The organism is Aquidulcibacter paucihalophilus, from assembly GCF_002105465.1.
Classification (GTDB): domain Bacteria; phylum Pseudomonadota; class Alphaproteobacteria; order Caulobacterales; family Aquidulcibacteraceae; genus Aquidulcibacter; species Aquidulcibacter paucihalophilus.
Genome location: NZ_NCSQ01000010.1, coordinates 1 through 15,656, shown reverse-complemented (window position 1 = coordinate 15,656; position 15,656 = coordinate 1). Strand labels below are relative to the sequence as shown.

The window sequence follows — 15,656 nt, the reverse complement described above, 5'->3', positions numbered from 1 at the left end:
CGATCCGGCTGTGGATCAGGCACTTTGTCAACACGGCCTAGTACTGAAGCTGAACCCTAATTCAGTTGAACCAAACGTTTCACTTCGCAAAGACGACCTTTCCTTCAATACGCCAACTACTGAAAGTACAGCGGATTATTTTGTCTCTTACGCCTTCAAAGGTAGAGAAATTGATCCCGAAATAACATACTGGTCAAAGAATCTGTCCAAGCCGATACGCAATCCTGTCCAACCAAATCCATGTTCTGAAGCCGAAGTTGCGGCTTCGATTTCCAAGCAGGAAAGTTATCCGATCCTTGTTGGAAATGCCCGAAAGAGTGGCGATTTTCTTATGCCATTCTGTGGTCTAAGCGAAATGGCAATCCTGCTTGTTGATATCCCTCTTTATTCGGAAGATTCCTGCACTACCAGAGGTCGAAGCTCAGCTGGCCGCGATTGTTATGCGTCCATAACACAATCGTGGTTTAAGGTTGATGGTCAAGTAACTGCGATTGTAAGCGCGCTTCTAAGCAACGGTGTTGAGCGGGGCTTACGTGATTACGACCTTCCCGGGTATCGCTGCACTAGCCGAATAGCCCAATCTTTCTGACAAGGATGTGGCCCGGCGTAACTGAACGCTGTCATCCCGGACGGCGTTAGCCGATCCGGGACCTTGTGCCGCATTTTCACATGGAGGTCCCCGCCCTTCGCTTCGCTTTGCTGCGGCGGGGATGACGTCGAGAGGTAAAACCCTCACCCCCGCCCAGCAAACCAGGCGTCAATCTCTGCCACGCCCACCACGTCGGCATATTTCAACAAGAGGTCCGTCAAATTGGCGAAATGATAGCTTTCGTGCTTATCGGCCACGCATTCTTCCGGCACGATGGTGCGATAACCGTGGCTGAGGCTGTCCACCGCTGTGGCGCGCACGCAGCCTGATGTTGAGCCCCCCGTCACCACAACTGTATCGACCCTGTGCCAGACGAGATAGCTGGCCAGCTGGGTCTCGAAGAATGCCGATGGCATGCGCTTGGTATAGGTGAGGTCGACGCCATGATCAATCTCACAGCGGGGGTCGAATTGGTGACGTTCGCTGTCATATTTGATGTTTTGCAAGCTGTCGGGCGTATTGGTGCGCGTGCCCCACACGCCTGCATCACCTGCATCGGGCTTGTACGCCACCCGCGTCCAGATCACCGGCATGCCGGCCGCCCGCGCCAAGGCACTGATCCGATTGGTATGCTCAATCTGGCGGGGATCGGTGACGTAAGAGGTGTTGGGGAACAAATCCGGTCGCGTATAGGCTTGCTGGAAGTCAATATTGACGATGGCAAGCTTGTCGCCAAAACCAAAGCGGGCGCGATTGGGGTTGGCGCGCACCCGCTCAAACATTTGCCGCGCCGTCAAATCCTCTCGCACCATGGTGGAGGCAAAGGTCAAATCAGTGTCGGTCGGGGCCACGGTGTCACGTCCTTGTTGCGGCAGAAACTGGAAAGGATATATCTTCTTTCTGGCCGGTCCAGCAACCTGCCAAGGCGGGCTGCATCAGTTCGGCTTGCTGGCCAGCGACACAGAGGGCTGCGGGAAGCCTGCGTCGACAAAAGCTGTGGCAATGGCCATTTGTGCCTCATAGGCAACCTGCCAATAATGGTCATTGTGGCAGAAGGGCCGTACGACGAGGCGCGGTCCGGCTTCTGCAAACTCAAGGATCTCGGTGACCGGGCTTGGATCGGCAAGAATATTGGCGATGCCGCTTAACGCAGCGCGTGCGACGGCTTTGGCCTCGTCCGGCGCGATGCTGGCAGCCAGCTGAACGCGCAAATCCACCGCCCGATAAGGATTGGCCGAAAAATTCTGGATGATGGAGGTCGACACCGCATTATTGCCAATCGTGGTGCGGATGTTGTCTGCCGTATTGAGTGTGGTGGCAAACATCGTGACCTCGACCACTGTGCCTGAAATGCCCGCCACAGCGACCACATCACCCACGCGAAACGGCTTGAACAGGATGAGGAAGACACCGGCGGCAAAGTTTGACAACAGGCCCGACCAAGCCGCACCAATGGCCAACCCACCGGCGGCCACCAAAGCAGCCAAGCTCGTGGTCTCAATCCCGAATACGTTCAGGATGGCGATGATCAGGAAAATATTGAGCCCGATGGTGACGATGGAGGTGATCCAAGTACGCAACGTGGCATCCATCGCCCGGCTGAGCAGACCACGCAACAAGGCCCGGTTTATGAAGCCGATCACCCAGCGGCCGACAAACCATAAAAGGATCGCGCCGATCAGTTTCAGGCTGATATCGGCCAGTCGTGGCAGAAGCAGGGATTCAATCTGGCTGATCGGAAGGCTTACCGGGCCTGTAGGCACTAATTGGGACAAGGACTGCATACCTCTTCAAAAGCGCGGATTTGTGGGTCAGGTCAAGGCGTAGCTTACGCGATAAGGTTTGGGACACGGCCTCGCCGTTTGGGAGGGCACGCTGATTTACATGTCCACTTTGAACCGCTTTGGTGAAACCTGTGTTTCACCAAAACGGCTCAGCGAGTTTGAGCGCGACATCTGGGTCGTCAAGTGTCGGTTTTCTGTGAAAACCGATCGCATCGCGACGCAGCAAAGCTGCGCACTTGACCACCCCGATGTCGCAAGAACAATTGAGAGTGCGGTTTGGTGACCAGATTGGGCACCAAAGTGCTTCCAGACAAAATCCTTCTCTCAACAATGTCATCCCCGCCGAAGCGCAGCGGAGAGCGGGGACCCCCTCGCGCATGAGCGCAATGAGATCCCGGATCGGCTACCGCCGTCCGGGATGACAACACTTTGTATGATTGCACTTTTTTTACCGGTGTCATCCCCGCCGGAGCGCAGCGAAGAGCGGGGACCCCCTTGCGCATGAGCGCAATGAGATCCCGGATCGGCTGACGCCGTCCGGGATGACAACGCTTTGTATGATTGCACTTTTTTACCGGTGTCATCCCCGCCGGAGCGCAGCGCAGAGCGGGGACCTTGTCGTGCATGTGCGGCACAGGGTCCCGGATCGGCTTCGCCGTCCGGGATGACAATGCTTTGTATAATTGCACTTTTTTTACCGGTGTCATCCCCGCCGCAGCGCAGCGAAGAGCGGGGACCCCCTTGCGCTTGTGCGGCACAGGGTCCCGGATCGGCTACCGCCGTCCGGGATGACAGCTATTTGTATAATTGCACTTTTTTAACGGCGTCATCCCCGCCGGAGCGCAGCGAAGAGCGGGGACCTTGTCGTGCATGTGCGGCACAGGGTCCCGGATCGGCTACCGCCGTCCGGGATCAGAGCTGTATCACCCCGCCCCGCCCACGGTCAGGCCACCGATGCGCAAGGTGGGTTGGCCGACGCCGACAGGGACGGATTGACCGGCTTTGCCGCAGGTCCCGACGCCATGATCCAGCGCCGCATCATTGCCAATCATTGAGATTTTGGTGAGCGAGGTTGGTCCATCCCCGATCAGACTGGCCCCTTTGACGGGCGCGACGATCTTACCATTTTCCACCAGATAGGCCTCGGTGCATTGGAACACGAATTTGCCAGACGTGATATCAACCGAGCCGCCGCCGAAATTGGTGGCATAAATGCCGCGCTTCAGGCTGGCAACAATTTCCGCCGGGTCCATGGTGCCCGATTCCATCGTTGTATTGGTCATGCGAGGCATGGGGCTGTGAGCATAGCTTTCGCGGCGCCCATTGCCGGTGGGGGCTACGCCCATCAGGCGTGCATTCATCCGGTCTTGCAGATAGCCGACCAAAATGCCGTCTTCGATCAGAACGGTACGCTGGGTCGGCGTGCCTTCATCATCAATCGTCAAAGAGCCCCGGCGATTGGCCAATGTGCCATCATCGACAACGGTAACCCCGGGCGAAGCCACGCGTTGGCCAATCATGCCAGCAAAGGCCGAAGTGCCTTTGCGATTAAAGTCGCCTTCAAGGCCATGACCGACGGCTTCATGCAACAAGATGCCGGGCCAGCCGGGCCCCAAAACCACGTCCAGTTCACCGGCAGGGGCGGGGATTGCGTCTAGATTGACCAACGCAACGCGCAACGCTTCATCGGCAAGGGCTTTGAGATGACCTTCTTCAATCCATTGCGCATAATCGGCCCGCCCGCCCGCGCCGGCCGAACCACTTTCGCGCCTGCCATCCTTTTCCGCCGTAACTGAAACATTGACACGAACCAACGGCCTTGTGTCGGTGCGCACATCGCCATCGAGGCGTATGATGGCAATTTCTTTGCGCGAAGCGGCCAGCGACACAGAAACTTGAACAACCCGTGAGTCCTTGGCCCGCACATAAGCGTCAATCTCGCTCAAGGTTGCAATTTTGGCTTCAAAACTGGGCGCAGACAGCGGGTCGCAATCACGATAGAGTTTGGCATTGGTCCGGGCAGGGGCTTCGGCAAGCGTGCCCGAATGGCCACGTTTAGCAATACTGGCAGCCGCCGCAGCCCGCTTAAGCGAGGCATTGGATAATTCGTTGGCATGGGCATAGCCTGCCGCTTCGCCTGCCACCACACGCAGGCCAAAGCCTTCATCTGAATCGTAAGAGGCTGATTTTAAACGTCCATCATCCCACAGAAAGCTTTCTCCACGGGCGCGCTCTAAGAATAATTCCCCATCATCAGCCTGGTGCAGCGCTTCTTTGAGAACCGCTTCAGAGCCAGCTGCCGAGGCCAATTCCGAAAGGGGGGCTAAGGTCTGCTCACTCGTCTGCTCTGCCATGGGGGATCCTTCCAACTCGGCGTAAGACTTAAGCAGTGTTGGCGGCAATGCAAATGAGGGATGCAGCCAGCCATTGCGACCGGCTGAGGCTTGGTTTTGCAACAATTCGCGCGCGCGGGGTCAAAAATGGCGGTTTTGAGCCGCTAAGCGGTGAGCAAGTGGCAGACTTGCCCCGTCAGCCTGACGCAGAGGCACCTTTGGGATTACTGAAAAGCACGGTGTTTCCAATGTGTCGCCCCACTTTCCCCCCGCCGCCTAGGCGTGTTATGGCCTTGTTTGATTAGGGCGACTCTGTGTCGCCCTGCGACAATTTGTACACATCGACCCACGTGACAAATGGTCTCAGAGAGCTATTTCGGTTCGATGAGGCCACGTCACGTGTCTTGATGTGGTTAAGGGGAGCATCATATGCGTCGTTGGCAATCGGCAGGAATAGCTGGATTGATCACTGCGGCATCGGCCGCTGGGTTTGCATGGGCAGATCAGCCCGTAGATAAGGGCCTTTCACTTCAGGCTCCTGTTACCGAAGTGGCTCGGGACATCACGTTCTTCCACGATCAAATCTTGCTGCCGATCATCGTTCTGATTTCGCTGTTCGTGGCAGGTCTGTTGGCTTATTGCATCATCCGCTTCAACAAGCAGGCCAATCCAGTTCCTGCGAAATTCACCCACAATACCACAATTGAAATCGTGTGGACTTTGATCCCGGTTTTGATCTTGGTCGGGATTTCGGCCTTTTCGTTCCCCTTGTTGTACAAAGAAGACCAAACACCTGCCAAGTATGACATGACGCTGAAGGTAACCGGCCACCAATGGTATTGGAGCTATGAGTATGCTGACGCTGAAGGCGTAGGGTTTGACTCGAACATGTTGCCACAGGATGAGGCGAAGGCCGCCGGCAAGCCCTATCTTTTAGGCACCGACAATGCGGTCGTGGTCCCCGTGGGCAAAGTTGTTCGCGTGCAAGTTACCGCTTCTGACGTGATCCATTCTTGGGCCATGCCTTCGTTCGGGGTAAAGATGGACGCAGTTCCAGGCCGTTTGAACGAAGCTTGGTTCCGCGTCGACAAACCTGGCATTTATTATGGCCAGTGCTCTGAAATCTGCGGTGTGAAGCACGCTTACATGCCGGTTGAAGTCAAAGCAGTGCCGCAAGCTGAATTCGATGCGTGGATTGCATCGCAAAAATCGGCTGATGCTGGCTCGACCAATCCTGCCGCGGCCCAGTTTGCTGCGACCCAAACTTCCACGGCCGCTTCGGCCCAAGCCAATTAAATCTCAGGGACATACTGAACATGGCAAGCACTGCTGCTCATCTTGAAGCCCCCGCGATGGCGGATTTGAGCGACCGCCCATCGGTCTTCAATCCCATGCGTTGGCTGTTGTCGACCAACCACAAAGACATTGGCACCATGTATCTGGTCTTTGCGATCTTCGCAGGGATTTTTGGTGGTGCCCTGTCCGGCATGATCCGGATGGAATTGATGGAACCCGGCCTGCAATATTTCGGCGTGACCGGTGATCCAACCGCGCAAGGCCCTTGGGGTAATGCGCATAATTATAACGTGGTTGTCACCATGCACGGCCTGATCATGATCTTCTTCATGGTTATGCCTGCCATGATCGGTGGCTTTGGTAACTGGTTTGTGCCGCTGCAAATCGGCGCTCCAGATATGGCCTTCCCACGGATGAACAACATCTCTTTCTGGCTGTTGCCATTCTCCTTTGCTCTGGGTGCCCTGTCGATGGTTGTCCCTGGTCAAGGTGCAGACCCTGGCTTTGGTGGTGGTTGGGTGCTTTATCCGCCCCTGTCGACCTCGGGCCATAATGGTCCGTCGATGGACTTGTTGATCCTGTCGCTCCACATTGCGGGTATCAGCTCGATCTTGGGCGCGATTAACTTCATCACCACCATCTTCAACATGCGTGCACCTGGCATGACCCTGCACAAGATGCCGCTGTTCGTCTGGTCGGTTTTGGTTACCGTTTGGCTGTTGTTGTTGTCCTTGCCTGTGTTGGCAGGTGCCATCACCATGTTGCTGACCGACCGTAACTTTGGCACGGGCTTCTTCGACCCCGCCCAAGGTGGCGACCCCATCATGTACCAGCACTTGTTCTGGTTCTTCGGTCACCCAGAAGTCTATATTCTGATCTTGCCAGGCTTTGGCATCATCAGCCACGTCGTCTCAACCTTCTCGAACAAGCCTGTCTTTGGCTATCTCGCTATGGCCTATGCCATGGTGGCCATTGGCTTCATCGGCTTCATCGTGTGGGCGCACCACATGTATACGGTCGGTATGGACGTTGATTTGAAGGCCTATTTCGTGGCTGCAACCATGATTATCGCGGTGCCAACCGGCATTAAGATCTTCTCGTGGATTGCCACCATGTGGGGCGGTTCGATTGACTTCAAGACCCCCATGCTCTGGGCGATTGGCTTCATCTTCCTGTTCACCGTCGGTGGTGTGACCGGGGTTGTTCTGGCCAATGCGGGTGTGGATACGGTGTTGCACGATACGTATTATGTCGTCGCGCACTTCCACTATGTGCTGTCTTTGGGTGCGGTGTTCGCGATCTTTGCGGGCTTCTACTACTGGATCCCGAAGATGAGCGGTCTCAAATATTCTGAAGTGTTGGGTAATCTGCACTTCTGGGTGATGTTTGTTGGCGTGAACTTGATCTTCTTCCCACAGCACTTCTTGGGTCTGCAAGGCATGCCACGTCGTTATGTCGACTATCCAGAAGCCTATGCTTACTTCAACCACATTTCGTCGATCGGCTATTTCATCACGATTGGCGGTATGGTGATCTTCTTCATCATGCTGTTGGATATGTTCGTGCTGCGCCGTCGTCCTGCGGGTGCAAACCCATGGGGACCTGCGGCCACCACGTTGGAGTGGACCTTGTCATCGCCTCCGCCATTCCACCAGTTCTCCGAACTGCCTAAGATCGAGGCGAAAGATCATCACTGATCTGAACCTCGGTGCGTAACCGGACTTTGCACGCTCCCGAAGGTTCACTTCGGGGGCGTGTTTTGTAGAAAGCCATCATGACCGAAATCCCAGCTCAAAACCTGCCCGGCCAAAATCCTGGTGACATCCAGCCAAAACGGCGCATTGCCGATTGGAAGGACTATCTTGACCTGATGAAGCCCCGCGTGATGTCGCTGGTGATCTTCACAGCCGTGGTCGGCTATGTGTGTGCGCCGGGGGGACACAACCCTATCCTTGGGGCTTTGGCGATTTTTGCCATCGCCATGGGGGCAGGGGCGGCTGGTGCGCTCAATATGTGGTATGATGCCGATATAGATGGCCTGATGAAGCGCACCCGCATGCGCCCCGTTCCGGCAGGCCTTGTCCATAAGGATGAAGCCCTCGCGATGGGCATTGTGATGAGCATTCTTTCGGTCTTGCTTTTGGCCTTAACCGCAAAGGGCTATCTGGCGGCAAGCTTGCTTGCCTTCACCATCTTCTTTTACGCCGTGGTTTATTCCATGTGGCTCAAGCGCTCGACGCCGCAAAACATTGTCATCGGGGGCCTTGCTGGCGCTTTGCCGCCTTTAGTGGCGTGGGCTGCCGCAACAGGCGACATGCCTTTAGATGCCTGGCTGTTGGTTGGCATCATCTTCTTCTGGACCCCGCCCCATTCCTGGGCCTTGGCTTTGTACAAGGCGGGCGACTATGCTTCAGCAAATGTGCCCATGATGCCCGTGGCCAAGGGCCCGGCTTCGACTCGTTTGCAGATTTTCCTCTATTCGATTGCCCTCGTCATTGTCGGGGTCTTGCCTGTGTGGACAGGTCTTGGCGGCCAAATTTATGCGTGGGTCTCCGTTTCGACTGGGCTTGTCTTCCTGCTTTTGGCTTGGCGCGTTTTCCGCTCTCGCGCAGGCGATGCAGATGGCCGTGAAGAAGGGCGTGCGCTTTATTCCGATAAGCAGATCGACAATCGGCCCGCCCGCGACCTCTTCGCCTTTTCGTTACTTTACTTGACGGCGCTGTTTGCCGCATTGCTGGTCGAACATGGATTTGGCCTGCACACGGCTCTTTTGTCCAAAGGCTTTCGCCTTAGTTTAAGGGAAGTAAGCTTGCCCATGGGGTGAGTTATTTTCCAGGTTTTGAAGGCTCAGATGATGAACGATAAAACGCCTCTCGATCCGATCGCTGCCCGCAATCGACGCAGTGTGGCTATTGCGCTTTGCCTCTTTGCCTTTGTAGCCATTGTGTTTTTGGTCACGATGGTTCGCCTACAAGGCCACGCCCTCAACAAGCCCTTTTAGGAGCGTACCCCATGGCTATGACCAAGACAGTCCGTTTCGGCTTATTTGCAGGTCTGGTGCCTTTGGCGATGTTAGGGGCTTCCTATGCAGCCGTGCCGCTCTATCAGCTGTTTTGTCAGGTCACTGGCTATGGCGGCACAACCCAAGTGGCAACCGAAGCGGCCAGCAAAGTCCTGGATCGCACCATCCAAGTGCGCTTTGACGCCAATGTTTCGCCCGGCGTGCCATGGTCCTTTAAGCCTGAAAAGCCCGTGGTGACTTTGAAATTGGGCGAAAATGGCTTGGCCTTTTACACGGTGAAGAATGAGTCCAATCGGCCCGTCACCGCCGTAGCGACCTATAATGTCACGCCGCACAAAGTGGGGCCCTATTTCCAGAAATTGGAATGTTTCTGTTTCCAAGATCGCACGCTGCAGCCGGGCGAGAGCATGGAATTGCCGGTGATCTTCTATGTCGATCCGTCATTGGCGACCGACCGAAATGTTGATGAAGTCACTGAAGTCACCTTGTCTTACACATTTTTTGAAGCAGGCGATAAACGGATCGAACAAGCACAGGCCGGCGGCGACGCAGCCTCTGTGATAAGACAGTGAAGGAAGCTGAAGTAAAACGGCTTTCTATGGTTGCCTCTTTCGGCAAGAACGCGCTAAACGACTAGATGAACTTGGGGATTCCCGCGCCTAAAGTGTCGGGACATAGTACAGGGCCAAAACATGGGTCACGCCGCCGTTAAACATGATTACCACCTCGTAGAGCCGAGCCCTTGGCCGGTTGTATCGTCACTGGCACTTTTCATTCTGGCCATTGGTGCCGTTATCTTTATGAAAGGCTTTGTTGATGATCCGCTGTCGGTCATCCAGGGCTATTTCGCCAATGAAGAGGCCGCAAAGGCCGCTTTGGCTGGCGGCTGGAAAGCTGTTGAAGCTGGCTTGCAAGCCAATGCCGGCTTCCAAGGCTTGGATCCTGCTTTGCAGGCTAAGACCATTGCCGATTTCAAGACCTCGCAACAATGGTATTGGTTGTTGGGCAAGGGCGACCCGATCATTTTGGTCGCAGGCTTCCTGTTCACCCTCTATGCCATGGCATCGTGGTGGGGCGATGTGATCAAGGAAAGCCACAAGGGCGATCATACGCCTGTAGTCGGCATCGGCCTACGGTATGGCATGATCTTGTTCATTGCGTCTGAAGTCATGTTCTTCGTGGCTTGGTTCTGGATGTTCTTTGAAGTCGGCCTGTTCGCGGATGAGCGTACCTTGTCGACTATTCCCGAAGTGGCAAGTGCTTGGGCTTCGTGGCCACCCGAAGGCGTTGAGACGCTGGATCCATTCCACTTGCCTTTGATGAACACCTTGGTTCTCTTGCTGTCGGGCACGACTGTCACGTGGGCGCACCATGCGCTGCAAGAAGGCAATCGTAAGTCTGCGCAATTGGGCCTTTTGATCACTGTTCTGTTGGGCCTGGGTTTCACCGGCTTGCAAGTTCTCGAGTACCAACATGCTTTGCATGGTGAGTATTTCGGTTTCGGTGGTGAGATTGTAGGCGTTTATGGTTCATCCTTCTTCATGGCGACGGGCTTCCACGGCGCACATGTGATCATCGGCACCATCTTCTTGGCGGTCTGCTTGTTCCGCCTGATGGCTGGCCACTTTACGCCCAAGAAGCACTTTGGCTTTGAAGCGGCTGCTTGGTATTGGCACTTTGTGGACGTGGTATGGCTGTTCTTGTTTGCCTTCATCTACGTCGCTTTCGCTTAACCTAGCGCTATATCCTCAATCGAGTGGGCGGGAGGCAACTCCCGCCCATTTGTCGTTTAAGGCCTGCGCTTCTGCAAAACCTGTCCGCGCCTGAGATCGGATGTGCTAAGAGGGCCGAACAATATCGAAATGGATCACCCCGAGTGACTGGACAGCGATAAATGGCGGTAAGTGTGTGGAAAGCAGGGTTGCTCAGCCGATGTCCCAATTGCGGGCAAGCGCCCCTGTTTGATGGGCTGTTGACGATCAAGCCCGTGTGCCCTTCGTGCAAAGCTGATTTTTCCATCGAGGATGCCGGCGACGGTCCAGCCGTTTTTGTCATTCTCGCCGCCGGGGCAATTTGTGTGCCCTTTATCTTGATCGCGGAACTGGCGCTGCGGCCGCCTATCTGGCTATTGATCCTGATAGCGCTGCCCTTCACGGCGGCGGTATGCATTGGCCTGTTGCGCCCCTTCAAATCCATGATGTTTGCCATGCAGTGGCGCTATAAAGCCGGTGAAGGCCAACAGGCCCGGAAGCAAGCCCATGACTAAGCCGCCCTTGGTTGAAACCCCCGAGGGCTGGGTCCCTTCGGGGCTGAAAGTTCGTGGCAAGGCGGGCAGCAAGGTCACACCCCCATCCACGCCTACCATAGCCCCACTTGATGCGCGTCCACCAACAAGGCCAGCCGCCAGTCCCAATCGGACCCCGCCAGAGCCCCCAAGCGAGCCGACCGGCACAAAAGCAAGCGACGGGTCGGGAGTCCGGTTTCGCCCGATGCCGGTTCTGACGATTTTGTCGATCCTTTGTTTGGGCATTCTTTATGTATTGGGCGATTGGCAATGGGCTAAGTTTGTTGAGAAATCGCGCGCGCCTGCCGTCGCTGCTGCCACGGCCCCCGTCTCGGTTTCAGCGGGCCTTCAGTCCCCGCAGCCTGAATATCGCCCCGTTGAGCTGACCGGCCTTATTGACCCGCGCAGCGTTCGGGTGCGGGCGCTTCGCGATGGGATTAATGGCTATCGCATCTTCACCCCAGTCGTCATGGAAGATGGTTGGATCTTTGTTGATCGTGGCTTTGTGCCGGAAACAGAAGTGGACAAAGTGCCCGTCCTGTCTGGACAAGTAAGCTTACGGGGTGTTCTGCGCAAAGGGGCAAAGGCCAATAGCTTTACCCCTGATAATGATCCCATCCGCCAGGATTGGTATTGGCCAGACTTGCCAGCCATGGGGGCCAGTTTGAAACTGACTGGCGGCTCACCTGCCTATTATGTCGCCCTCAATCTGGTAGATCCATTGGCCACCGGTCAGATGCAAATCAACCCGTGGGCAGACAGCAAAGGGGCTAATCAAATTCCGCCTGAGCGGCATTTGGGCTATGCCTTAACATGGTGGGGGTTTGGCTTCGCGCTCATCGGGGTCTATACGGGCCTGCACCTGCGTACCGGCCGTCTGCGTTTTGGGCGCGCCCCAACCTAAACTTCAACACGATAAAGCAAACTCATGCGCTATATTTCGACCCGTGGCGGGTCTCCTTCGGTCTCCTTCTTTGATGCACTTCTAACGGGCCTCGCCCCGGATGGTGGCCTGTATGTGCCCGAGACCTGGCCACATTTGAGCGCAGAACAACTTCGCGCCGCCGCGACCGCCCCCTATGCCGAGACGGCAGCCGCGATCCTGTCTTTGTTTGCAGGCAAAGATCTTTCCATGAAGGAAGCCATTGGCCTGACCGAGGAAGCCTATGGCGGCCAATGGGCCAATCCCGGCATCACGCCGGTGCAACAAGTGGGGCCGGGCGACTATATTCTCGAATTATTCCATGGGCCCTCGCTGGCCTTCAAAGACATTGCGATGCAGCTGTTGGCGGGCCTCTATGGTCTGGCGCTTGAGCGTCGCGATGCCCGCTTGGCCATTGTGTGCGCCACCTCTGGTGACACCGGTGGGGCGGCAGTTGAAGCTTTGAAAGAGACAGACCGCGTCGATTTATTCGTGCTCATGCCTAAGGGTCGCGTCTCCGATGTCCAACGTCGTTTCATGACCGCCTCAGGCGGCGACAATATTCATGCGCTGAATATTGAGGGCGACTTTGATACGGCCCAAGCCATCGTAAAGGCGCTATTTGCCGATAAAGCCTTTGCCCAAGAGGTGGCGCTCTCGCCAGTCAATTCGATCAATTGGGTGCGCATCATGGCCCAGTCGGTCTATTATGTGGTCGCCTCGTCGGCGCTTGCCATTGCCGGCCCGGTCAATTTCACCGTGCCATCGGGCAATTTTGGTGACGCTTTGGCAGGCTTTGTTGCCAAAATGATTGGTGCACCTATCGGCCGGATCATGATTGCGACCAATGCTAATGACGGGATCGCAAAAGCCTTTGAGACGGGCACCTATGCTAAATCTGCTGCCAGCCTTGCGACCCTAAGCCCGGCCATGGACATTAGTGTTGCCAGCAATTTTGAGCGGATCGTCTATGAAGCCGTGGGCCGCGATCCGGTGATCCTTAAAAAGCTTTATGAAAGCTTTGCCCAATCCGGCTCGTTTGATATTCCAGCCCCCGCCCTAGCGATGCTGAAGCAGCATTTTGACGCCTTTGGCGTGGATGACCAAGAAACCCGCTGGGCCTTGGCTGATTGTTTTGAGCAGACCGGCGAAGTCTTATGCCCGCATACGGCGGTTGGCTGGCGCGCCCGCTTTGGTGAGGATGAGATTACCGGTGCACGCGTCCTGTTGGCCACCGCCCACCCGGCTAAATTCCCAGAAACGGTTGACTCCATTCTAGGCCAAGCACCGGGCCTGCCCCGCCATTGCGCAGACTTGTTTGACCGCAAGGAAGTGATGGTTGATATGCCCGCCGATGCTGGTGCGGTGAAAGCCTATATTCGCGCCCATATCGGCACCTCGGCATGAGCGCTGCGAGCATAAAGACCCTCTCTAATGGTGTGCGCGTGCTGATGGACCCGATCCCGGGCCTTGCCAGCACCTGTGTTGGCGTATGGGTGAAGGCGGGCACACGGGCTGAGACGTTACGCGAAAATGGCATCGCGCATTTGCTGGAACATTTGGTGTTCAAGGGTGCTGGTGGGCGCGATGCGCGTGCTTTGGCCGAAGAGGCCGAGGGCCGTGGCATTTATCTTAATGCGGCAACCGGTTATGAGCGGACAGGCTTTTTTGCCCGTTGCCTCGCCGAGGATGCTTCTTTTGCCTTGGGTTTGACGGCGGATCTCGTCCTCAAGCCCCACTTGCGCCCGGAAGATCTTGCGCTCGAAAAAGGGGTGGTGCTGCAGGAAATTGGGGAGGCATTTGACGACCCCGAAGACCGCTGTGGCGTTCTCCACCAATTTGCGGCCTTCCCTGAGCATGCCTTGGGCAGGCCCATACTGGGCGATGAAGCAAGCCTTGCCGGGATTGATCAAGACGCGATCAACGCCTTCCGCAGCCGTACTTATGCCCCTTCCAGCATGCTGGTTGCCGTATCGGGCGCTTTGGACGCAGCCGAGATTGAAGACCAGGTTGAGCGTGCCTTTGGCGATTTGGCCCCATTTGAGCCTGCTGCTTCTATGCCTGCCAAAATCGGTGGCCGGGCCTTGAGTGAAGTGCGCGATGCCGAACAAGTCCATCTGACCTTTTCCTTGCCCGGCCCCCATTTGGGCAGTGATGAAGCGATTGCCGCCCGCGTGATGTGTGAGATTTTGGGTGGCGGCATGGCGTCACGCCTATTCCAAGACCTGCGCGAGACGCGCGGCCTTGTCTATTCGGTTGAAGCTTTTTGCGACCTTTATGAGGATGCAGGCCGTATTTGCGTCTCTGTCGGGTGCGGCGCATCTGATGCGACCGATGTCGCGCGGCGAACCGCCGATCATTTGGTGCACATGGCCGAACATGGTCCAACACCCCTTGAGCTAAAGCGCGCGGTTCGCATTCTTGAAGCCAGCATGATGATGGCCGCTGAAAGCCCTGCCGCACGCTGTGAGGCTGCCGTCAGCCAGACCTTGCTTTATGGCCGCCCGTTACCGCTGGCAGATGTTTCAGCCCGCATACGGCGGGTAGAGGCCGCTGGCGTGCAGCAAGCAGCCCGTGCTGCGCTAACGGCTGCGGAACAAGGTTTTGCTGCGGCTGCAGCGATTGGTCCGGCTTCAGGGCTTGCAGCGGCCCCCCTTTTCACGGCAAGCTTTGCCTGAACCGCACAAAAGGACCCTACCGGAGTGTTTCTAAATCTGGTCAGCCCAAGTGAAAGCAAGCTGCGCCTTGAAGGCGAGGGCGTCTATTTGCGTGAAGCGCAAAAGGGTGATTATCAAGCATGGGCGGATTTGCGGGCGGCGAGTGAAAGCTGGCTCGTGCCGTGGGAGCCTGAATGGCGCTTTGATGAACTGTCGCGCGCCTGCTATCTTTGGCGCTTACAAGGCTGGCGACATGACATCAAATTGGGTCTAGCCGCACCCTTTTTGGTCTTTCGGTCGAGCGATGATGCCCTTGTCGGTGGGGTGAATATCTCCAACATCCGCCGTGGCGTCGCGCAAGATTGCACCATTGGCTATTGGGTCGGCCAACCCTTTGCCCGCCAAGGCCTGACCCGCGCGGCAGTCCGCGCCGTTGTCGCCTACGCCTTTGGACCGCTCGGCCTCCACCGTGTCCAAGCCGCCTGTGTGCCCACCAATTTCCGCTCACGCGGGCTCTTGGAAAGCATTGGCTTCCAGGAAGAGGGCTTGGCCCGACACTATCTAAAGATCAATGGCGAATGGAAAGACCATGTCCTTTACGCTATTCTGGCGAACGAGTTTCACGAAGGCCTGTTGAAGGGGTAGCGCTTCGGGCTCTTGGGTGCGTTCCTGTATGACCGCACCCTAAGACGCGAAGCACAGTGTGCGAATGGCAACTTTTGGCCGGGGAACGAACCCGCTCCGCGGGAGGTTTGTGCGTGATGGTCTG

15 protein-coding genes are annotated in these 15,656 nt (G+C 56.3%); 12 read left to right on the top strand and 3 right to left on the bottom strand.

The genetic code is table 11. The features are described from left to right. On the top strand, window positions 1-589 hold a 589-nt coding region (locus B7364_RS17775), incomplete at its 5' end, for a hypothetical protein (RefSeq protein WP_157893384.1). Between the two features lie 143 nt (window positions 590-732). Here B7364_RS17775 and B7364_RS00430 read toward each other — a convergent pair. From B7364_RS00430 to tldD, 3 genes are all read right to left on the bottom strand, one after another. Further along, window positions 733-1,440: an isochorismatase family protein gene (locus B7364_RS00430; protein ID WP_232780760.1), complete on the bottom strand. Its 708-nt coding sequence runs from the start codon at window positions 1,438-1,440 to the stop codon at window positions 733-735. 84 nt (window positions 1,441-1,524) lie between these two features. Further along, on the bottom strand, window positions 1,525-2,373 hold the full coding sequence (locus B7364_RS00425; RefSeq protein ID WP_085337967.1) for a mechanosensitive ion channel family protein: 849 nt from the start codon (window positions 2,371-2,373) through the stop codon (window positions 1,525-1,527). A gap of 923 nt (window positions 2,374-3,296) precedes the next feature. Next, on the bottom strand, window positions 3,297-4,727 hold the full coding sequence (tldD, locus tag B7364_RS00415; protein ID WP_085337965.1) for a metalloprotease TldD: 1,431 nt from the start codon (window positions 4,725-4,727) through the stop codon (window positions 3,297-3,299). A gap of 408 nt (window positions 4,728-5,135) precedes the next feature. Between tldD and coxB the strand changes: the two genes are divergently transcribed. From coxB to B7364_RS00360, 11 genes are all read left to right on the top strand, one after another. Further along, the gene (gene coxB / locus B7364_RS00405; RefSeq protein WP_085337963.1) at window positions 5,136-6,002 is read left to right on the top strand and encodes a cytochrome c oxidase subunit II; all 867 of its coding nucleotides are present in this window, start codon (window positions 5,136-5,138) and stop codon (window positions 6,000-6,002) included. Window positions 6,003-6,058: 56 nt separating this feature from the next. Continuing rightward, window positions 6,059-7,699 carry a cytochrome c oxidase subunit I gene (gene ctaD, locus B7364_RS00400; RefSeq protein ID WP_106407523.1) on the top strand — a complete coding sequence of 547 codons (1,641 nt, stop codon included), beginning with the start codon at window positions 6,059-6,061 and terminating at the stop codon, window positions 7,697-7,699. A 77-nt stretch (window positions 7,700-7,776) separates the two neighbouring features. Next, window positions 7,777-8,826 carry a heme o synthase gene (locus B7364_RS00395; protein WP_085337961.1) on the top strand — a complete coding sequence of 350 codons (1,050 nt, stop codon included), beginning with the start codon at window positions 7,777-7,779 and terminating at the stop codon, window positions 8,824-8,826. 27 nt (window positions 8,827-8,853) lie between these two features. Then, entirely contained in the window at window positions 8,854-9,003 is a 150-nt protein-coding gene (locus tag B7364_RS17965; RefSeq protein WP_198533982.1) for a hypothetical protein, read from the top strand. Window positions 9,004-9,014: 11 nt separating this feature from the next. Continuing rightward, complete coding sequence (locus B7364_RS00390) at window positions 9,015-9,596, top strand: cytochrome c oxidase assembly protein (RefSeq protein ID WP_085337960.1); 582 nt, start codon at window positions 9,015-9,017, stop codon at window positions 9,594-9,596. A 120-nt stretch (window positions 9,597-9,716) separates the two neighbouring features. Further along, on the top strand, window positions 9,717-10,757 hold the full coding sequence (locus B7364_RS00385) for a cytochrome c oxidase subunit 3 (protein WP_232780759.1): 1,041 nt from the start codon (window positions 9,717-9,719) through the stop codon (window positions 10,755-10,757). A 161-nt stretch (window positions 10,758-10,918) separates the two neighbouring features. Then, a complete protein-coding gene (locus B7364_RS00380; RefSeq protein ID WP_085337958.1) occupies window positions 10,919-11,290 on the top strand; it encodes a DUF983 domain-containing protein in 372 nt (123 codons plus the stop codon). Beyond that, a complete protein-coding gene (locus B7364_RS00375) occupies window positions 11,283-12,212 on the top strand; it encodes an SURF1 family protein (RefSeq protein ID WP_085337957.1) in 930 nt (309 codons plus the stop codon). Before B7364_RS00380 ends, B7364_RS00375 begins: the two co-directional genes overlap by 8 nt. 24 nt (window positions 12,213-12,236) lie before the next feature. Then, entirely contained in the window at window positions 12,237-13,637 is a 1,401-nt protein-coding gene (gene thrC / locus B7364_RS00370; RefSeq protein ID WP_085337956.1) for a threonine synthase, read from the top strand. Continuing rightward, on the top strand, window positions 13,634-14,908 hold the full coding sequence (locus B7364_RS00365; RefSeq protein ID WP_085337955.1) for a M16 family metallopeptidase: 1,275 nt from the start codon (window positions 13,634-13,636) through the stop codon (window positions 14,906-14,908). Before thrC ends, B7364_RS00365 begins: the two co-directional genes overlap by 4 nt. A 24-nt stretch (window positions 14,909-14,932) precedes the next feature. After that, window positions 14,933-15,532, top strand: coding sequence for a GNAT family N-acetyltransferase (locus B7364_RS00360; RefSeq protein WP_085337954.1), 600 nt, complete (start codon window positions 14,933-14,935; stop codon window positions 15,530-15,532). Window positions 15,533-15,656 lie beyond the last annotated feature (124 nt).